This window comes from Balneola vulgaris DSM 17893, from assembly GCF_000375465.1.
GTDB classification, from domain to species: Bacteria; Bacteroidota; Rhodothermia; order Balneolales; family Balneolaceae; genus Balneola; species Balneola vulgaris.
Map to the genome: position 1 here is coordinate 1 of NZ_AQXH01000011.1, position 20,717 is coordinate 20,717.

Annotated in this window: 13 protein-coding genes; 2 read left to right on the forward strand and 11 right to left on the reverse strand. The window is 35.9% G+C overall.

The window, feature by feature from the left end:
- The first annotated feature begins 519 nt into the window (after positions 1-519).
- The gene (locus tag B155_RS0112505; protein ID WP_026167352.1) at positions 520-1,047 is read left to right on the forward strand and encodes a DUF1643 domain-containing protein; all 528 of its coding nucleotides are present in this window, start codon (positions 520-522) and stop codon (positions 1,045-1,047) included.
- Between the two features lie 193 nt (positions 1,048-1,240).
- On the opposite strand, the gene B155_RS0112510 is transcribed toward B155_RS0112505, so the two are convergent.
- A complete protein-coding gene (locus tag B155_RS0112510; protein ID WP_018128598.1) occupies positions 1,241-2,191 on the reverse strand; it encodes a phospholipase D-like domain-containing protein in 951 nt (316 codons plus the stop codon).
- A 24-nt stretch (positions 2,192-2,215) separates the two neighbouring features.
- Between B155_RS0112510 and B155_RS0112515 the strand changes: the two genes are divergently transcribed.
- Positions 2,216-3,832: an ATP-binding domain-containing protein gene (locus B155_RS0112515; protein ID WP_018128599.1), complete on the forward strand. Its 1,617-nt coding sequence runs from the start codon at positions 2,216-2,218 to the stop codon at positions 3,830-3,832.
- A 2-nt stretch (positions 3,833-3,834) separates the two neighbouring features.
- Here B155_RS0112515 and B155_RS0112520 read toward each other — a convergent pair whose 3' ends face one another.
- The 10 genes from B155_RS0112520 to B155_RS13895 all read right to left on the reverse strand — a co-directional run bounded on the left by B155_RS0112520 (position 3,835) and on the right by B155_RS13895 (position 20,433).
- A complete protein-coding gene (locus B155_RS0112520; RefSeq protein ID WP_018128600.1) occupies positions 3,835-5,757 on the reverse strand; it encodes an ATP-binding protein in 1,923 nt (640 codons plus the stop codon).
- A gap of 8 nt (positions 5,758-5,765) precedes the next feature.
- Positions 5,766-7,310: a DEAD/DEAH box helicase gene (locus B155_RS0112525; RefSeq protein WP_018128601.1), complete on the reverse strand. Its 1,545-nt coding sequence runs from the start codon at positions 7,308-7,310 to the stop codon at positions 5,766-5,768.
- On the reverse strand, positions 7,297-8,661 hold the full coding sequence (locus tag B155_RS0112530; protein WP_018128602.1) for a hypothetical protein: 1,365 nt from the start codon (positions 8,659-8,661) through the stop codon (positions 7,297-7,299). Before B155_RS0112530 ends, B155_RS0112525 begins: the two co-directional genes overlap by 14 nt.
- 28 nt (positions 8,662-8,689) lie before the next feature.
- Positions 8,690-9,886, reverse strand: coding sequence for a phosphoadenosine phosphosulfate reductase domain-containing protein (locus B155_RS0112535; protein WP_018128603.1), 1,197 nt, complete (start codon positions 9,884-9,886; stop codon positions 8,690-8,692).
- Complete coding sequence (locus B155_RS0112540) at positions 9,883-13,125, reverse strand: hypothetical protein (protein WP_018128604.1); 3,243 nt, start codon at positions 13,123-13,125, stop codon at positions 9,883-9,885. The genes B155_RS0112535 and B155_RS0112540 overlap by 4 nt, the downstream gene beginning before the upstream one ends.
- Complete coding sequence (locus B155_RS0112545) at positions 13,118-13,984, reverse strand: DUF4007 family protein (protein ID WP_018128605.1); 867 nt, start codon at positions 13,982-13,984, stop codon at positions 13,118-13,120. Before B155_RS0112545 ends, B155_RS0112540 begins: the two co-directional genes overlap by 8 nt.
- 133 nt (positions 13,985-14,117) lie before the next feature.
- Positions 14,118-15,143, reverse strand: a complete 1,026-nt coding sequence (locus B155_RS0112550) for a synaptic vesicle VAT-1 family membrane protein (RefSeq protein ID WP_018128606.1) — start codon at positions 15,141-15,143, stop codon at positions 14,118-14,120.
- Positions 15,144-16,433: 1,290 nt separating this feature from the next.
- Positions 16,434-16,637 carry a hypothetical protein gene (locus tag B155_RS13945; protein WP_018128607.1) on the reverse strand — a complete coding sequence of 68 codons (204 nt, stop codon included), beginning with the start codon at positions 16,635-16,637 and terminating at the stop codon, positions 16,434-16,436.
- A gap of 202 nt (positions 16,638-16,839) precedes the next feature.
- Positions 16,840-20,091, reverse strand: a complete 3,252-nt coding sequence (locus B155_RS0112565) for a WD40/YVTN/BNR-like repeat-containing protein (protein ID WP_205617782.1) — start codon at positions 20,089-20,091, stop codon at positions 16,840-16,842.
- Positions 20,092-20,265: 174 nt separating this feature from the next.
- Complete coding sequence (locus tag B155_RS13895) at positions 20,266-20,433, reverse strand: hypothetical protein (RefSeq protein ID WP_157464870.1); 168 nt, start codon at positions 20,431-20,433, stop codon at positions 20,266-20,268.
- Positions 20,434-20,717 lie beyond the last annotated feature (284 nt).

Genomic DNA, 20,717 nt, shown 5'->3' on the forward strand with positions numbered 1-20,717 from the left:
ACGAGAAGTCTATAGATCGTTAACAACGCTGCTATTTAACTTAAGTATCCAACCAAATAAAAAGCTGTCATCCTGAGTAGGAAATACAAGGTTGAGGTTGAAGGGTGTTAACACGAAGGATCTCAAGTGAACGCACTACCCAAAGTTAGTTCATGGTTTGAGACTTTTCGCAACAGATAGCCCTCGTTCCCAACGTCCCCGTTGGGAACGCATTCTAGAAGCTCTAGCTTCGCTAATTGTGATGTGATTTCATTCATTTACCCTAACTACCAACAACGACGTCATCCTGAACAGCGATCCGCCAGCTGGCGGACAGGATCTTAAATTGGCTATGATTGTGCGTAAGGGTTGTACCCAAACCGTCATTAAAAAGGACATGTAACTCAAAAATATTTCCTCATCCCCCCCCCCATTACCACGCCAAACCACAATAAATACCAATGCAAAGATGCATAAGGGTGAGCCAACCTATATCTTTTAGCCGCAATAGAGTATTAACCCAAAGAAAATAGGAACGCTTTGTACCTAGACCGTGAATGGATTTATCATCATCATGAACCCTTAACACGATATTCGTTAGGGCAGAAGGGGAAGAGGCCACTAGTGTGTTTTGGGGTGAATCCAAGTACGGCTAAGCCTGGGAATTTAGATCCTACGGTGGCGTCGGTTGCTCGCTATGCCATCGCTCAAGGCTACGATGGCTGGTTGATGTTCAATCTCTATCCTCAGCGTGCAACCAACCCCGATAAAATGCACAAGCGATTTCAGCTGAAGATCCATAAAGAGAACATGCGAGTGATGGAGGAGCTGCTTTCGCAGTACGACGAGCCTGTAGATGTGTGGTGTGCTTGGGGCACCTTAATTGAAAAGCGTCCCTATTTAAGTAGGTGCATGAAAGACATTGGGGAGCTTCTGCTAAAACATAACTGCCGATGTTTCACCAGAGGTAAAAAATCCAAAGCAGGTCACCCGCATCACCCACTTTACCTCAAAAAAGAATCCCCGATGGATGTGTTTGATTTGAAGGGGTATTTGGGGTTGATCTGAATTTAGAACTCGCTAAAAAAGTTCTAAGTGTAATAAAATTGTACCTGAAAATTGAGAATCAACTTGAAATGTGATTTAATTTTCAGAAGTTATATTGAATTGTTTTTAAAAGGTAAAATTACAGGACTCTGATAAGTGTTTAAACTTAATCAATTTGATATACTAGTATATATTTAATGATGAATATTAAATTTTAAAGTGGCCGATATTCGATAACCTGTGATCGTACACCTGGTACATACTGAAAAAAATCTTCATCTAAATAACATAACCAGTTATAAAGGATATTTACTATTTGCTTTTCTTTGATTTCCCAACTTCTAGGAATTGGTACAGAAGTAGTATTATCCTGTATCCACCTTACTACTCGTCCATAATTCATAGAATTATTTTTTGAATTGATAATACTATATTTAAATGCTTGGATGAATGGATGTGAATTAAAATGAATTTTTAATAAATCTTTTAATTCATACATACCAAGATTTAACGGGATATCATAAAGAGCTAAGTCATGACATAAATAAATTAACTCATTTTCTGTTAGCAGATCTAATTTTGAATAATTAGAGAAAAAAACCTCAACACTTTCGGTCATTGGAAGCTGAGATAATAAAAAAGGACTTAAAAAAGTATCAAAACGTGGTGTTTCAGGATAGGTTGGTATTTTATTCTCACTACATTCACGAACTAATTGTTCTAATGTATTATATATATTTTTTGAAATTTGATGACTAGTTTGAATAATGTGGTTTAAATAACAGATATCATGAGCATTCATATTTGTTTTAAGATCATTCAACTCATAATTATAAGAACCATTCTTACCAATTCCGTTGTTTGTTAAATTTGCAGATCCAAAAAGTATAGATCTTCGATTATTCCAAAACGCTTTTAAATGAATACGAGGATTACGAAACAGATAAATATTATTCTCATTACAATAGTGATAAACATCTAAATCAGAAGCTCCATTACATAAATCTTGAACCTGCCATCTAACTATTATACTAGTTATTTTTTTAGAAGTATTTATTTGTTTTAATTGATCAATCTTAATATATGGACAGAATAAAGTAATGTTTTCATTTTTATCTATGAATTCAATAATACTGTCAAATAAATTTTCTCCACTTCTAAACATTTTTTAATCGATTTATAAATAATTATGATATACCCTGAGTTTTTTCCTGATGAAAGAAAATCAGAAGTAGCTGAATCTAAAGTATTTAGCATGTTAAAAAAAGTATCTCATAAATATGATATTTACTATTCAAAAAAATTTGTTACAACTGGCAAGTCAAAGAGAGCAGAATATGAGATTGATTTCATTATAGTAATACCCGAAAAAGTGCTTTTTTGTTTAGAGGTTAAAGGTGGAATTGTTAATTATTCGGGATTTAATGATAAATGGACACAAAATGGTAGGCAATTAATAAAAAGACCTGATCAACAGGCTTCTTCTGCTATGCATTCACTTATTAGTGAGTACTCAAGTATTATTGGAAATATGGCCATCGGTTGGGGGCTTTGTTTCCCAGATTGTGAGCTTGAACAAGCAAAACTTTCACCTATAGTTAATGAAAGGCAAATAATAGATCAGCGGAAATTACTATACATTGAGGATAGTATAGCTGATTGTCTTTCTTTTGTTCAAGAGAAAAATTCATCAAGAAGAGGATGTAAAAGGTGGGAATATGAAAAATTTAAATCTGAGTTACTACGTGATATTGGTTTTGTGCAAATTCTAAGTACAAAAATGAAGTATGATGAAAATAGGTTTATTCAACTCACTAATGACCAAATCCGTATTTTCGATCGTATCAAATCTAATCAAAAAATAATTACCGATGGCCCTGCTGGTTCTGGAAAAACGATAATTGCAAAGACTGTAGCAAGTGATCTATTAGGGAGTGGGAAAAAGGTTTTATTTTTGTGTTATAACAGAACGTTAGCTAATAAGGTTAGATATGGATTTGATAGAGATGAACCTAACATTCAAGTTTCTACATTCCATTCATTGGCTAAGTCAATAATCGAACAATCAGACTTAAAATGGTGGGAAACTCATTGTAAAGAGGATAACTTTTGGGAACTATTGGTACCTATAAAGCTTGAAGAATGTATTTACTTTTTTAATGAAAAATATGATTGCATAATTATTGATGAAGGACAAGATTTTAAAGAATTATGGTTCGAGTTAATATTTAGTTTATCATCGAATAAAGGAAGTATTTATATTTTTATTGATAAAATGCAGAATATATTTGGAAGAAATTTTGCTATTCCAGGAGAAGATGAGTTTTTGAAATATACACTTCCAGAAAATTGTAGAAATACTAAGTCAATAGTTAAACATTTATCGAATGTTTTAGAAACACCTATCTCTTCCTTCCCTAATTCTCCCATTGGACAATCAGTTGAATTCAAGAGTTTTGAATCTGTAAAGAATCAACAAAAGTTTTTAGAAAGTGAACTAATTAGATTAATCAATGAGCAGAAAGTAGAAACAAGTCAGATATTATTATTGTTAAACTCCTCTAAAAATAAAAGCAGTATTAAGGATTTAAATAAGGTCCTAAGGTATAAAGTTCTGTCGTTAGATAATAAAGCACGTTTTTTATCCAATACTATACATTATACAACAATCAATACCTTTAAAGGATTAGAAGCTGACATTGTATTTATTTTAGATATAGATAAAATCCCACAAGAATACAAAAAAGAGATTCTATATACTGAATCTTCTAGGGCGAGACATAAGCTTTATATTTGCCAATCTTAAAATTATTCTTCGTTGTTTTCTTCATCTGTTTCAAACCGAAGACTAATTTGATTTAAATAACTTCGTAATCTCCTAGCAACACCCTCTAAAAAATCCTTTAATACAATTTCATATCTGTCTTTATCTTCAGTTATTAAACCCCTGTATTCTAATGCCATTGAACTCAACATCATTTCTATTGCTATTGCAAAATCCTTCAATTGTCTATTAGACTTCAAAGGATCAAGAACCATTGTATAGTATGAATGATTTTTGTTTATCAAAATTATATTATAACCTTTAATAGTTCTAACTTCTATAAGGTTATTAGTCTGGTTCTCTGCATATATAACTAAAACACTATACAGTTCTCTACTAAATATTTCTATTTGTTCTTTTAAGTCTTTGGTATGAACATTCATAAAAAAAGGTTTTAATACGTTTAGTAAATCTTCCTTTTGTTCTGTTGTCCATTGTGTTTTAGATTTTGCTATTAAGTCAACAATTGATTTTTCAGGAGTTTTAATAGGTCCTGAATCTTTGCCTGTTAATTGATCTAAATCATTCTCCTCTTGTTCCTTAAAATCTTTCGCATACTGTTTTAACTGTTTCTGCATCCTTTTAATTGAATCGGTAATAACATCAGTCATTTTATTCCAAACATGCTCTCTAATTTGAGACATTGTCATTGTTTGGTTTTCCCCAATCTCATCCTTGTCTCTATCAAAAGTCACATTAAATTCGACAGATTGTTTATTATTACTCAAACCCATTACATCGTCAAGGCTTGAGTCAAAATGAATTTCAATTGTCCACCACCTAGAGACCTCTTCTTGAACCCTGTATAAACCATAACTACCAAAATCAATTTCTCTCTCATTTCGAAGGAAATAAATATTAGCAGATTTAAAATCACGAGACCCAGTCATTTTTTTTGCAGCTATTTGACCGATTTTTAAAGCTCCACCATTTCTTACACCAGGCTTTGTGATGTCTTTATACGCAAAAGCGGCTCTAATTGTAAATGAATATGTTTTACCATTTAACTCCATTGAATAATCAACATCAAATGCATGTTCATCTTTTTGAAAAATTGGCTTTGATGTTTTATTCGGAATACAACCTTCAATAAATTTTTTGTAGTAGAATGATGAATTATATTTTTCATCATCACCCAGTTTTGTATTTATACCTAAATTTTCCTGATTGTGAGCAACATCCCAGAGAATTGATGATATATAAGATTGGCCATCAATTAAAAATAATGGATCGTATGGTATTAGTTTCTTATCAGTTATGGGTTTTCCTTTTAAATCATGGTAAGATTTCATATTAATTATTAATCCATCACGAATTTTATACCGATAAATTCTTCCAAACAGTAATTCAGCTCGCCTTATCATTGTGTCGGCTAAAGCGGCGTCAATTCTATCTAACTTTGACCAGCAAATAATGGTATTTACATCTTCTGAAAGTTTATTAAGAATATCAATCGGTGGTTCAGCCTCTTTAGCTTCATCATATGTGGCATGGGTTTTATTTTTTGATTCATCAATATCTAAATAAACTTTTCGCCATGTTTTTTTCCCTTTAACTCTTGAATAAACCTCTACTTTTCTTCCTACAAAAATAGAAGACTGTAGGAGGCCAACACCAAACTTTCCAATTCTTGTAGAACTTTCACCACTTCCCTTTGAGAATGTTAAACATTCATTTAAATATTCTTCATTCATTCCTGATCCATTATCTGCGATAATAATTTCAGAAAGCCGACTTCTTTTGTTTTGCCCTACTATTGTCTCAGTTTCGTTCAATAATATTTCAATTTTTGAAGCTTTTGCATCAATGGAGTTGTCAAGCAGTTCTGCTAAAGCATAAATCGATGACCTATATCCTGAACTTCTATGTGTTTCAATATACCCAGCTGAATAAATTGGATTAGACATTCACTAAATTATTTGGTTAAAACTATATCTTCGATGATGTTATATTTTGACAAATAGTTAAAATTATTTTGAGTCAAATAAACATCGTTAATTTCATTCCCCCCATTTTTTGGCCCTCTCATAGCGCGACCAACAATCTGTAAAGCCAATGAAGGAGATTCTATTTCCCTAAGTATCATAATTGCATTCATTCCGGGGACGTCTATTCCTGTAGCAAGTATACCATGATTAATAAGAATATTTAATTCATTTTCTTTATCCCCAAATTTGCTCAATAAGTCCTTTCTACGAATATCAGGGGTTTCACCTACAATTAAGCCATTTTGGATATTCTTTTTACTTAGATAAATGGAAAGGGCCACGGCATGAGACTTAGTTTCTGCAAAAATGATCATATTTTCTTTGTGATCAATGACACTTTTGCACACATCTAAAACTCTATCATGTAACTCTTTATAATATTCTTCATTACGTTGATGTGCATATTTTTCATAAATATTAGTAGTTTGAAGTTTACTTAAATATTTGCCCTCTTGTAGATATTGAATTGGACTCAAACCATCGGTATTCATTACATCATCTAATTGTACTAATGATTTGAAATATTTTTTAAATCCTGAAAATTCATTTAAATCAGTTCTAAAAGGCGTGGCTGTAAGTGCTAATATTCTTGCGTATTTGTTAGTATCGCAATATAACCGTATTACTTTATTATATACTTCTGCTTGTGAGTAATGTGCCTCATCAATAAACATAAAATCACAGTTACCCATATATTTTTTTAATTTCTTATCATCTAATCTGTTTATCATTAAATCATAAGTAGCAAAAGTGATGCAACTAGAACTTGTAGGTTCTATAGTATTAAAATTGCCAAAATATCTTCGAGCAATAACTTTATGGTCACCTTTTTGTTTCCAGAATTGTAAGAAACTATTTAGGCTTTGTTCGGCAAGTTCTTTTGTACTAACTAACCATAGTATTTGAGGGGCTTCAGAAAATTTCCTATTACGAAATATATCTATAATAGCCTCCATCGCTAGAACTGTTTTTCCTGACCCAGTAGGTAACGTTAGTAATATTTTGGGGTTCATTTCATTTTGCAAACTATCTGAAACCCGTTTCTTTAATTTTAACTGGTATTCATGAGGATATGCTTTAACTCCATTATTTTCTCCATAAATTGGAACAGAGAATTCTATATTACTCCTTTCATCTACTGGCATTTTAAGTCGAAACTCTTGTTCAATTCCTAATAGGTCAGCATATCTATCTTTATTATTGAGCACATGAGATTCTAGCTCAGAGTGTGATGAGGTATTGAAATAGCTTAGTTCTTCTTTAGGTATACATGCAATAATTAATTCTCTTAACTTTTTCCTATGAAAAAAGTGTGTTCCACATTGTAAAATTAGTGCTTCATTAAGAATATCATCTTCTAGTACTCCATTTTTATTAGCAAAAGTGTACCTTAAAATTTTAGTAGTCTCAGAACCTAAAATCTGGGTTTTAATGGAGCTTGGAATATTGCTAAGAAGATCAATTAACGCCATTATTTTGATATTTTTGAAGCAGTCTAAATAAAATATTTTCAGCTAATAAATCAGCTTCTCTTGAACCTATTCTATATTTTTCTTCAATTATAATTTCTTTTAATTCAGAAAATTCTGGTGAGTAATCAACACTAAAATTATTTCTATCTTTAGAGTGTTCGACAATTGAATTAATCGTTTCATTCAATTCTTCAAAATCTGATAGAGTAAAATTATAGTGCTCACCTAATATATCATTTACAGATTGTAGCAATATTTTCTCTACATATTCCCGGTTTTTTACATCTAATTCATTTTCAAAAATAAGATTTGTCATAAGGGTTTTAGAATCAAAACTAAAGCCTAAATAAGTCCCAAATAAATAAACCGTAAAAATTCTTTTTGCGTTATTTGTAATAAATAGATTTGAAATTATCTTATACTTATCCATCCCTTGTCGGATAAGTCTATCTATATTAGTTTTAGAAATTCCGTATTCATTACTTTTACCTTCTAGATAAACTCTTTCTAGGCTAGTTATTACCCCATCCTCACATACTTCGTCGATTACCCTTTTGAAGTTTGGATTCCGCTTTAAATCATAGAATCCTACGGCTATAAGTACATGCATTAAGTTTATGGATTTGGTCTGTGCAGAATGACATATAAATTGGTAATCTTCAATTGTTATCACTTCACTAGACATTATATCCCTAATGATTTTATCTAATTCTTTATTTCCAGTTTTATATATCGGTGACTGATTTTCTAATCTTGAAATAATACCCGTAATATTGGTACTTAATTCATCAACATTTTTTATTAAACTTTTTATTGAGTCATTAACTTTTAAAGAGTTTTTTTCACTTTTTATTACAAATAAACATGTTTGAAGGAAAAGGATATAGTTCTCATTTACATTGTATTGATACTTTATATCACTCAGTTTGATATCATCAAAATAATCAGCAATTTTTTCTTCATATTTATCTAAATCTCTCTTGACTCTACCTTTTGTAGGAATATTAAAAATCAGAGAAATTAGCTGTACAGGAATATTCTCATTTACATTAGATTGGTAAAACCAATATTGATGTGTATTCCTATAATTAAATGATTTTTTTTGAACTAAATTTTCAGGTTCACTATTCTTTTGAAGTCTTTTAATAAAAATTCTATCATAGCTTTCTTTCACTGAAATCAATTTACTTTCAAATGATTTCAAATACATAAGAGACTCGGTATATCCAATTTCACGAGTTGTCTGCTTTTTATAGTCTTTTCGCAACTGAGATAAACTGAAATGTGATTTCCCTCTAACCGAATAACTATTAATTATCTCTTTAATTACTTGTTTGGTATAAAGTGACATATGTAAGCTACAATCGTTTCTTGCAGAATTAAATAAAACAAACCGTACAACCCGCGTAATCCTCGTCTTCTTTATCGAAGTAATCTCCTTTCTCCTCTTCTCCGAGTAAATTGTTCAGAAGAGTCTTAGAGGATTTGCTGTTAGCAGACTGTTTTTTTTCTATATGTTTTAGTTTAATATCCTTAATCCGTTCAGGTTGAGTTAATTGATCTAAGGACTCATTTTCTATCCAAGTGAATCCATCTTTTTCATACTTTTTTGCTTCTTCAAATTTCTCACGATTATTTTCGTACAACCATATCCATTCAATCTTTTGTTGATAAAAACAGAAGAAGCAACCCGAGCGGGTTCTTGAATAAGTACCTTTCTTGCCTTCCACTTCGTATTCCAATTTTTTGTAATACTCTGGGACACCAACAGATTCTTCTAACATTTCAAAGACTTGTTCTCGAACAATGATTTGTTCACTAGGAAGTAGATGAGATTTATCTAGAAGTGGAAACTCTTCTTCTTCTAGTTGTGATAGTGGGAAGTCGGTTTTCTTTAAAAAATGAAATACAGCACGATTAAAGGCAGTAACATCTAAGTTTAGTAATGCATCTACTTTCTTATTAAAATTATGCTCAATAGAAATGGGGCGTTCTACCTCCACTAAAATACGATCTAAGTTCTCAGGTTTAACTTTATTTTCATAGATGTCTTTTAGCTGACCGATGTTGTGATAGTCCAATACTAGGTCTAATACATCAAAAGACCAGATGTTTTTTTTAAATGGAAATATAGTTTGAACATTTTCTTTTGTTGATACATAAGCTTCCCGATGCTCATCACCTCGAATCCCCACATAAGAAATGGTTGGATCATCACCAATGTATTCTTCGAAAGGTTTCAACTTTAAGTCCTTAGTACACCAGCGAGAGAAAGTAGATGGTAGAAAGCCTCCATAATCTTGAAGTAAGTAATCGAAAGGCGAAAGTTCTTCATTTTCTTCAAAATTAGGCTTAGTCATTTTATCAGTTTCAATGGCGTGAAGTTTGTTTACTTCCATGCCAAGATAAGCCTCTAGATTATCGATGAGCTCATAGGTTTCATCAAGTTCTCGCCCAGTATCGCAACTATACAAATCTAACTCAATTTCAGGGAAATAATTTCGCATATATAATGCAAGTGCAGCACTATCTTTACCTCCGCTTATTCCCAGTACATGTCTAACTTTATGACTCATTTGTTCCCCGCGATGTCTTCAATCAATGTGAAAAGTATAGCTAAATCTTTCTTTTTGTTGCCAGTTAGACGCTGACGAATATCTTTAACTTTACTTTCATTTTCAACAATAGTTTTCTTAGAGATTTTAAGGTTTTGTTTTATGGGAGTTCTACCAAGTGGGATAAGTTCAATATGAAACGCTTCCTCGCTACCTGAATCAACTTTTATTTTACTTATTTCAACTAAACTATCTAACTCTTCAAGCCTTTCTGTGAGATTGTAAAATAATTTCTCTTCTTCATCATCTTTGAGCTTTGCTATAGGTTTATCAATAACTGCAAGTCCTATTGCACTAATCCATTTTTCTCTATCATTTAATTTAGAGAGTAGTCGATTCAAAAGTTTTTTTTGATAATCAGCGAGACGAAAATCTTTAATATCCTCAAATCTTTTTTTAATAGATGTGACATATTCTTCGAAGCTCAAGCCTGATTTTAGTTCTAGTACATGTAATAAATGAGCCTCGATTCTATCTATTAAATCTGAAAATGAATTTTCTATTTCAGATATCTTCGAATCTAAAATATCTATAAAATCGGAAATGGCTTTCTTACTCTTTAATTGATCTAGATTATTATAACCTAATGCCTGAGGAAAAGACTCAAAGAATGCTTTTTCAGGATCAGTAGCAGTTTTAATTGCATCTCGGAGTCTTCTTGCTTCGGGAGAGATTTTATCAGTTTTTCTACCGTATTCATTTAAATCATTATAAGTGAGTAAAAACGGTCTAATTGTTTCAACAAAAACTTGGTTTGAAAATTGAACTTCATTAGGTAGGTTTTGGAAAGTGCGATATTTCGTAAATAATTCTCTTTTTTTGTTATCAATCTCGAAAGCTTTTATTTCGAAGAGTTTCGGGTTTCTAAATACTAGATTGATTACATCATAAGTCAATTCTGGAACATATGCCCCTTCGTGATAAAGCGCACAATCACTACTCTTTATTAAGGTATAAATTGGGATCCAGATTTCAATTAGTCCATGTTTTAATCCAATGGGTGGGTTTTTTAATTCAGTAATTAATTCACTTAATGATTTCCTACCAGACTTAGTGCTTTCAAAAAACTCTTCACAAATTTGCCAAAGAGGAAACAGCTCACTCTCTTTTTGTGGAGCATAATAGTCCCAGATTCCATTTCTTTCTTCATGTAAACCTGTGTGATGTAATAAGGAAAGATAAATTGTTTTTTCTGCAGGAAAACTATCTTGATCAAAACCCAAATAAGGTTCATAGCGATTATCCAAAAGCATTCTTAACAGTTCTTTTCTTGGTCTATATACTGCAGGACTAACTCTATTCTTATTAATCAACTCATTTTTGTAAGTCGGTGCTTTATTGTATACATCTTCAATAATTTTTGACAACTGACTATTGAAAGATCTTTGGTCTGCTATTTCAATCTCGTTACCTTTATAAATCCACTTAATCTCTTTTGAAGAGCTGTATATACTGTTTAAAATTAATTGATCTAGATTTGTTATATGAGAGTTTCGAAGAGCTCTTAATTCTTTTTCAGCTACTTTGTCACTTTCTATTAGTTCTAGTAAGTAATCAATTTTATGGATTTCAAAAATCTCAAGTTGAATCTTTTCAACACTTTTAAAGACCCCATAGAAAACGGCATTTGAATTCTCTTTAGAAAGTAGTTTTACTTTTTTTTCTGTAGCCCCAAATACTAAGTTCAAAATACCATCTAAGGGTTGTTCTACTCTTTCGTTTATGGGCTTTTCTGATATAATAAATTCAAAAAAACGAGGTGTGCCAGTTTTATAAAATGCTTCTTTAGCAGGTATATATGGGAATGAAAAGTGTTGTTTGACATATGGAACAACATCTTTTACGAGCTCTACCTTTTGAGAAGCATTTTGTAACTCTAGTTCTATATCGTAGTCGGTTCCATCAAAAAGTATATATTGATTCTTAAAACTTCTGAACCGTATTATTTTTTTCTTTTCTAAATCATCGAGCAGTTGGTCCACTCCTATAATGCTCGAGACAATTGATAAGTAATTTTGTAAAAAAGAATGGTCTAATTTTGCTCCGGATGCGGCAAAAATATTAAGTAAACCGATTACCTTTACGACCATAACATAGTCATGTGATCGGTCATCAAAAGTTGAGATTGTTTCAACTCTCTCAATAGCGTTTTTTAGTGCATTCCACTGAATGTAATGTGGATTGTATTTAGAAGTTAGAAATGCATGGTGATTATATATGAGGTAATCATATACTTCTCCAACGCCAAATAATTTTCCGTTATTAGTATCAAAATTATTTATTCCGCGTTCATCATCACTGTGTAAAAAAGAAAATAATGAACGTTCATTTTGACCATATGTTTGTAATGCAAGAGTTAGAGTAGATGCAGATATTGGGTCTAATGGATATAGAGATTTAGCAAGTTCTTCATCTAGTCTACTCTTCAAAGGGAATACTTGAGCCTCTGAAATTGTAGTAACTAAACTTTTTAGGATTTTCTTAGATACCGGCTTTGAGTTATTCTTTAGGTGCTCAGAAGCAATAAATAGTAACTGTTCAACAGGTTCATTAAAGGTAAGCTCTTTTAAACGCCCCTTAACTTTATCCCATTCCTTTCTTTGCTGTTGATCTAAACCAAATGCATATGAATCGAATGCTTGGTGTAACGTATTAATGATGAATAGATTCTTATTCTCTTCATTTGCAAACTCGGAAAGTTGTTGAATAAAATAGAGCTCTGTTTCTGGGTTATTCTTTGCAGCATATTCTAGATATTTACCGAACTCATCAATAATTATAAACCAGAATACGCCATCTTTTTTATATTTCTCTTCTCTTTTCTTAACCTCTGCGAGTATTTCTTTATCGGAAGCATTTTCACTTAAGCCAAAATGAACCGCCATATCTTTAACTAAGGACTCATGACGTCCAACTAACATGTCAAACTCAAAAGCATCCGCCTTCGTGAGTTCTCCATTTAAAGGTTCAAAGATATTTTGATCCCCCCTGAGGTTTCTTTTGAACGCAACTAAAAAGGATGATTTTCCGGTTCCATATGACCCAATTATTGAAAAAGAGTGAATAGCAGTTTCAAAATTGGAAACAATTTGTTTGTATATATCAATAGAATTTGGTGTGACTACATATTCAAAGTTCTTATCTGAATCTCTTTGAATATTGATAGAAGGTGAGAATGTAGTTTTAATTGTATTAGTCATAATATGCCTCTATTACATCCGATAGTTCAGGTTTTGAACTAAATTGCAATTCTCTAATCCCCGCATCTTCTTTGTAAACGACACCTTCGAATTTTTCTGTAATTGCTTTTACATGCATTAATAGACTATCTGCATCCAATGCAAATACTAATCCAGGACTGTTTTCATCATTCAATAAGTGGTTAAAAGAAATGGAACTTGAGCTTTTATATTTAGGATTAGAGAGAATCGAATAAAGTACAATTTCTGTAGGTAAAGATGGTCTTGACTCATTTTTGCATTCATACCAATCTTTGCGGTCGATAATAGGTTTAATGAGATCCAATTCAATTAAAAGGGAAGAAAAACTGTCTTCTATATCTTTAGAATTAAATTTGGAGTTAGGACGAACATAGTTTTTCAAAAGTACTCCAACATCAGTTTCAATAGTATTTTCAGAATGTTTTTCTTCACGATGATTGCACTCAGTTATTAAATAATTAATCAAGTGTAACTTCGAAAACTCAATTCGTTGTTTCCTGAAATAATTGAAAAATAAATTATAGATAGATGCCTTATTAGCTGAAACTAAATTGTAATGAAGTAGCCATAGTGTTCCAATATCTTCTAAGTAAGGGTCCTTTCCCGTATCATCAAATATAATACTTGTTAGTTGCTTGATGCTTCCATTATCATCTAGTAAATCAAATGCTTTCATCCAGTATTTAATGGAGGAAACCATATTTTTCCCTACACCTAATTCAATGACAGATAAATTGTCATTAAAGTTTTTGTCTGCGATAGTAAATTCATAACCTTTTTTAAGCCAAAGGTTACGACATTGAAAAGATTCGTGACCCGAGAAGCTAAGTGTGCCCATTTATAATACTTTACTTTTTAAACATGTTCTAAGTTTTGATAATATAGTCAAGTAACGACTGGGATTCGACAACTATAGATAAAATTTATACATGCAAAGTGACACCGTGGTGTCACAGTATTGACGAATATTTTCAATTCACCAAAACCACTTTCCCAATATTCTTTCGTTCTTCGAGGTAGCGGTGGGCGTCGGCGGTGCGGGCGAGTGGGAAGCTGCAGTCGACATGGGGTTTAATCCAGCCTTCTTCAACGCCTTTCAGTAAATCCGTCATCCATTGTTTGGCTTTGTCGGCTTCATGCCACATATGTCCGAGGTTCACCCCGAAGGTGGCTTTGTTATTACTCATGAGAGATAGGGGGTGAAAAAGGGGCATACCAACAACCGCTTTGAGTAGATTCACCGTGCCTTTGAGTCCACCTTTGTCGCCATCACTGGCGGTAGAAACACCAAACATTCCCAGCCTGCCCGTCGACCGTAGTGCTTGGTAACTTCGTTTCCATTCTTTCCCACCAAGTGGATCAGTTATGAGTTCAACCCCGCGATCATCGGTGAGTTTTTTTAGCTCGGTAAGCCAATCGTTGTTTCGGTAGTCTATGCAGTGATGCACTCCTTTTTCTTTTAGAAAGTCATGTTTGCGAGCACTTGCAGTGCCATAGATTGTTGCACCTATGTGATTTGCGATGTCGATTTGTGCTAAGCCAACACCTCCACCAGCGTTGTGAATTAAAATGGACTCCTCAGCTTTAAGTCCGCCCATAACATGAAGTAACATCCATGCCGTCAAATAGGTGACGGGTAAGGCGGCCGCTTCTTCAAAGCTCAGTTTTTCTGGTTTCTTGTAAACCAAATTTTGAGGTACTACTACTTGCTCTGCCTGTCCTTTGAATTTGCACATGGCCAGCACTTCTTCCCCAATACGAGAGGAGTCGGCGTTGGGACCGGCGGCTATCACTATGCCCGAAACTTCATAGCCCATCACACATGGTTTGGAGGGGGCATCCGGGTACTGACCCTTGCGTGCGAGGATGTCGGCGAAGTTCAAGCCCGCTGCTTTTACCTGAATTAGGAGTTCATTTCCATCGGGTATGAGGTCGGGTACTTCTTGGAGTTCAAGTACATCATAACTTCCATGGGCGGTGTTAACGAGCTGTTTCATGACAGTGGGTTAGGTTTGGTTTGGCTTAGGTGGAATATAGGTAATGGATTGATGTTTTGGTGTGATGCCTTTTTAATGAATTGTTATCAATGAACCTTTATAACTCTAATACCTAAGCACTAACAACGCCGTCGTCCTAAGTGCAGCGTGATTCAGGAACTTAAATTGGCTATGAATGTGTGAAAGGGGACTTACGGAACAAAGAGAGGGAATTAACGACATCTATATTTGCCTTAAAGTGATGACACTTTTGGCTTGACCTCCCGTTCTGCAACGGGACAGGCGCCAGTGCCCAAAAAGTCAATAAGATTCCAAACTCCTCCCATCGGGTACTTATTTCAACGTTGATATGTAACCATGCCGATGGTTCGTCAGACAGGGAATCTTAGGTTATTCTTCCCATTGCGAGATATGATGGAACAGTTTGGTTATCTCTGCTCAATTCCAACGCCGGGAGCGCTTGGAGGCTTTAAATTAAATCAGGAATTAAACATCAATCTTTAGATATCTCCCTTCGGTCGAAAAAAAAGCTGTCATCCTGAGTAGGAAAGGCTGTGGTGAGGCTGAAGGGTGCTAACACGAAGGATCTCAAGTGAGCGCACTACCCAAAGCTAGTTCAGGGGTTGAGACCCTTCGCAACCGACCAAGAGGCATTGGTTACATTCCTCGGCTCAGGGTGACAGCATTTTTCGTATTCCATTCCCCCAAACCCCCAACCAAGACGTCATCCTGAACAGCGGAGCGAAGTGAAGCGTAGGAATAAGTGATATCTATATTTGCCTTAAAGTGATGACACTTTTGGCTTGACCTCCCGTTCTGCAACGGGACAGGCGCCCGTGCCCAAAAAGTCAATAAGATTCCAAACTCCTCCCATCGGATACTTATTTCAGCGTTGATATAAATGGATGCCGATGGTTCGTCAGACAGGGAATCTTAGGTTATTCTTCCCTTTTTTAAATATGATGGAACAGTTTGGTTATCTCTGCTCAATTCCAACGCCGGGAGTGCTTGGAGGCTTGTAGTTCAATCAGAATAGTTGAGTCAATCTTTAGATATCTCCCTTCGGTCGAAAAAAAGCTGTCATCCTGAGTAGGAAAGGCTGTGATGAGGCTGAAGGGTGCTAACACGAAGGATCTCAAGTGAACGAACTACCCAAAGCTAGTTCAAGGTTTGAGACCCTTCGCAACCGACCAAGAGGCATTGGTAACATTCCTTGGCTCAGGGTGACAGCATTTTTGACCTCGTTCCCAACGTCCCCGTTGGGAACGCCTTCTAGAAGCTCCAGCTTCGCTAATAGCGATGTAATTTCATGTATTTACCAAACACAACAACAACGCCGTCATCCTGAACAGCGGAGCGAAGTGAAGCGTGATTCAGGATCTTAAGTTGGCTATGAATGTATATATGGGTTGTTGCACGAAGCGTTGTTTTAGATTCTTGCAGCGCAAAAAGGATTCCCCCTACAGATCCTGAATCAAGTTCAGGATGACACATTAATTATAAGCTGAATCTTGTAATAAACTTTGTCACTTCGAGTGTATACGTGAAGTCTAGAGATCGAAAACAAAGCTGCTATTTAACTTATATATCCAACCAAAAAAGCTGTCATCCTGAACAGCGGAACTGCTCAGCATAGACCAAAAAAAAGCCTTCTTTGAAAATCAAAGAAGGCTTTGGGTAAAATGTGATAAGCGTATTACTTATCGGTTTCGATTGGAGAGAAGTCAAAGGCTTCAACTTCATCCATATACGCTTGCCAGTTGGCAGCATACCAAGCGTCAACTTCGCGCTTAACTTCTACTAAGCGGTCGTCCACAAACTTCTTGAGCATCATCTGTGTTTTGCCCGGGCGGTCGTATGAACCACTTACCGATCTACTTAATGCAGTAACACGGTTTTGAAGAGGCTGAGTCAAATGAGGGTCACTTGTTCGACCACGAGATCGATCTACGATGAGTTTGCCTACTTCTTCGAGCTCTTTTTTGATTTCTTCAGAACGCTTCTTCATCGCTTTTGCGTCATCACCGTCGAGTTCTTTAAGCGAAGCCAACACTTTGTTGATCTGCTTAATATCATCCGTAACACGGGTGTTCATCGCATTCACTTCATTTGATAGCTCAAGGATATCACGAAGCATATCACGACGAGCAATTAAGTCGCTCATAGTAAAGTTCTCACGTGGGTCGAGCTTCACAACCAATTGTGTTTCGTCCGATTGATCACCTACGGTCACGCTAACGTTATAAGTGCCCGGTAGAGCAGGTGCACCGTTAACTCGGAAGAATCGAGCGTATTCTTGAGGTACGCCTGGAGGTAGTGGAGGTTGTACGGTTCCTTCTGGAACGTCTTCGTCGAATCTCCAACGAACCATATTGAGGCCATCTCTTACTGGTTGCTTGATCTCACGAATATGATTCCCTTGCATATCAGAAATTTTGATGATGGCTTGAGCACCACTAGAAGCAGCAGAAGCGCGTGGACCTCTAGGACGTCGTTCGTCGCCTTTGGCAACATCACCTTCTTTTTTCTTTGGAGCTTCAGGCTTCTTAGCAAAGAACTTGATGGTTGCAGAACCAGATGGGCGGTTTTCACCGGCAAAGGTTGAACTTCCAGGGTTCGCAGGACCGTCACCGTCTCTAGTGGTAGTCATGTATGCGACGGTAGGCTCTAGTACAGTAACAGGGCTTTCCTTCACTTTATCCTGCCCGTTGGCTGCAAGTACGCGCAATGGAGTAATGTCATCTAATACCCAAATAGCACGACCATAAGAACCGATTACGAGATCTTTTTCACGCTCTTGGATTACCATATCCATAGTCGACACAGATGGATAACCATTCGTGTATTTCGTCCATGTTTTAGCACCATCAATACTAACGTAGAGGCCATGCTCTGTTCCGAAGAACATCAAGTTCGGCTCTACAGGATCTTGAATAAAGGAAAGCGCATAACCGAATACATCGTCTTCATCAGCAAGTGATTTCCAAGATTTACCATAGTTGGTAGTATGCATTAGGTATGGTTTGAAATCAAAACGGCGGTAGTTGTTGATTACAGCAACCGCTTCGCCTTTGTTATGACGTGAAGCTTTGATTTGAGCAACCCAACTTCCTTCTGGAACACCCTTGAGGTTCTTAGATACATTGGTCCAAGTGTTACCACCATCTCGAGTTACATGGATGAGGCCATCATCAGAGCCCGCCCAAAGTACACCTTGTTCTAAGGCACTTGGTTCAATAGCGAGTAATGATGTAAAGTTCTCAGCACCCGTAGCATCGATGGTTAATCCACCACTAAGGTGCTGCTTTTGTTTTTCAGGGTCGTTGGTGGTTAAATCAGGTGAGATCACTTCCCAGCTATCGCCTTTATCAGTACTCTTGTGTACAAACTGACTACCAAAGTAGATGGTAGAGTTATCAAATGGATCTTGTGCAATAGCCGCGTTCCAGTTGAATCGAAGTACCATGTCAGGATCAGGATGAATTGGCTTAATGCCTTTAGTACGTCCTGTTTCTTTGTCGTAGCGAAGTACGTTCCCTTTTTGGGACATTGAATACCCATAACGAGCATCATCTGGATCAGCCATTACATCAAAGCCATCACCACCTGAAACTGAGAAGTAGTAGTCGTTGCGTAATCCACCACGAACCCATGCGTAAGCCGGACCAGTGTAAGTTCCATTATCTTGAAGTCCACCGTAAACATTGTATGGGATTTCATTATCCACATTGATGTGATAGAACTGCCCAAGAGCTAGGTTCTCAACGAATTGCCAAGTCTTACCCATATCACGAGTAATAGCCATACCACCGTCGTTTCCTAAGATCATGTACTCAGGGTTATCTGGGTGGATGTAGAGGGCATGGTGATCAACGTGAATTAAACCACGGCCAATGAGTCCACGGAAAGAGTTACCACCGTCTTCACTTACATTCACATTGGTGAAGATGCTGTATAGACGGTTTTCATTTTTAGGATCTACGTAGATGTCGAAATAGTAGAATGGACGATTACCGATTTCAGATTTATCGTTAATCATCTTCCAGTTCATGCCGCCATCTTCAGAACGATAAAGGGCATTGTCTTTGGCTTCAATAATAGCATAAACACGAGATGGATCGTTGGTTGCGAAGGCAAGTCCCATACGTCCTAAATCACCTTTAGGAAGTCCATTGTCTTTTGCTGTTTGCTTAGTCCAGTTTTTACCACCATCCATAGTGATGTAAAGTCCTGAACTTGGTCCACCTGATTTGAAGAACCATGGCTCACGACGGTGTTGCCACATGTTCACTAAGATCTTGTTTGGGTTAGATGGATCCATAACCATATCACCAACACCTGTCATTTGGTCGACGTATAGGATTTTCTCCCAAGTCTCACCACCATCGGTAGTTTTATAAACGCCACGTTGCTCATGGTCGCCCCAAGGTGAACCAATCGCACCGATAAATACGGTGTTTGGATCGTCTGGGTGAATGATGATTCGGTGGATGTTGCGCGTTTCTTCAAGGCCCATCAACTCCCATGTTTTACCGGCGTCTAAACTACGGTATACCCCATAGCCACCGTTTAAACTGTTTCTTGGGTTTCCTTCACCCGTACCCGCCCAAACAATGCTTGGGTTTTTCTGTGATACTGCAACAGCACCAATAGAAAGAGCGAGGTTGTCATCAAAAATGGGTTCCCAGTCGATGCCACCACTTTCAGATTTCCAGAGACCACCAGAGGCAGAACCTGCGTAAATAATATCGGGATCGGTGCGTACTACATCGATAGATGTGATACGTCCACTCATATTAGCTGGGCCAATATTCCGTGGTTTCATAGACTCAATGAGGTCTAAATCTAGCGATTGTGCAAAGGTGGTACCTGTGCTCAAAACTAGACCCATAAGTAGAAGTAAAAACGAGAATAGTCGTGTACTTCTAGATAGAATCGTTGTATTCATAATAGATTTTTGTGTGTTCGTATTAACAAAGAATGGCAAGCGGAAATGCAGTGATGTTATATAACAGCGCTGATTTAGAAGAGGAGAGGTAGTTAGTACGTAAGTTTGTATAAGTAATTTTAGATCCCCAAATGAACTCCGTAATGCAAGAAAACGAGGTTGTGTTGCTATCCCTTATTTAGATTGGACGAAATGTACATTAAAAACTTTCATATTCAAGGTGGAATTGGGTAATAAGTCGTAATAGTGCTTTTGGTCTTGGTCTTGCTCTCGTTCCCAACGTCCCCGTTGGGAATGCATTCTAGAAGCTCCAGCTTCGCCAACAACGATACTATCTCTCAATTTTACCTACCCATATAATAACAACGTCATCCTGAACAGCGGAGCGAAGTGAAGCGTGATTCAGGATCTTAAGATGGCTATGATTGTGTGAAAGGCTTGTTGGATGAAGCGTTGCTTTAGATTCTTGCAGCGCAAAAAGGATTCCCTTACAGATCCTGAATCAAGTTCAGGATGACCACTTTTGAAGTATTGATCGCGGCATTAAGTGGATTGTTTACCTCATGCTATTATCCCGCAAGATCCTTCACCGCCTATTGGCGGATCAGGATGACCAATTAATTTTA

What these genes read in the sequence shown, in the direction of transcription:
- B155_RS0112540 (WP_018128604.1), bottom strand. Translation starts at nt 13,125, where the DNA reads ATGACTAATACAATTAAAACTACATTCTCACCTTCTATCAATATTCAA.
- B155_RS0112515 (WP_018128599.1), top strand. Translation starts at nt 2,216, where the DNA reads ATGATATACCCTGAGTTTTTTCCTGATGAAAGAAAATCAGAAGTAGCT.
- B155_RS0112525 (WP_018128601.1), bottom strand. Translation starts at nt 7,310, where the DNA reads ATGGCGTTAATTGATCTTCTTAGCAATATTCCAAGCTCCATTAAAACC.
- B155_RS0112565 (WP_205617782.1), bottom strand. Translation starts at nt 20,091, where the DNA reads ATGAATACAACGATTCTATCTAGAAGTACACGACTATTCTCGTTTTTA.
- B155_RS0112535 (WP_018128603.1), bottom strand. Translation starts at nt 9,886, where the DNA reads ATGAGTCATAAAGTTAGACATGTACTGGGAATAAGCGGAGGTAAAGAT.
- B155_RS0112545 (WP_018128605.1), bottom strand. Translation starts at nt 13,984, where the DNA reads ATGGGCACACTTAGCTTCTCGGGTCACGAATCTTTTCAATGTCGTAAC.
- B155_RS0112520 (WP_018128600.1), bottom strand. Translation starts at nt 5,757, where the DNA reads ATGTCTAATCCAATTTATTCAGCTGGGTATATTGAAACACATAGAAGT.
- B155_RS0112530 (WP_018128602.1), bottom strand. Translation starts at nt 8,661, where the DNA reads ATGTCACTTTATACCAAACAAGTAATTAAAGAGATAATTAATAGTTAT.
- B155_RS13945 (WP_018128607.1), bottom strand. Translation starts at nt 16,637, where the DNA reads ATGTGTCATCCTGAACTTGATTCAGGATCTGTAGGGGGAATCCTTTTT.
- B155_RS0112550 (WP_018128606.1), bottom strand. Translation starts at nt 15,143, where the DNA reads ATGAAACAGCTCGTTAACACCGCCCATGGAAGTTATGATGTACTTGAA.
- B155_RS0112510 (WP_018128598.1), bottom strand. Translation starts at nt 2,191, where the DNA reads ATGTTTAGAAGTGGAGAAAATTTATTTGACAGTATTATTGAATTCATA.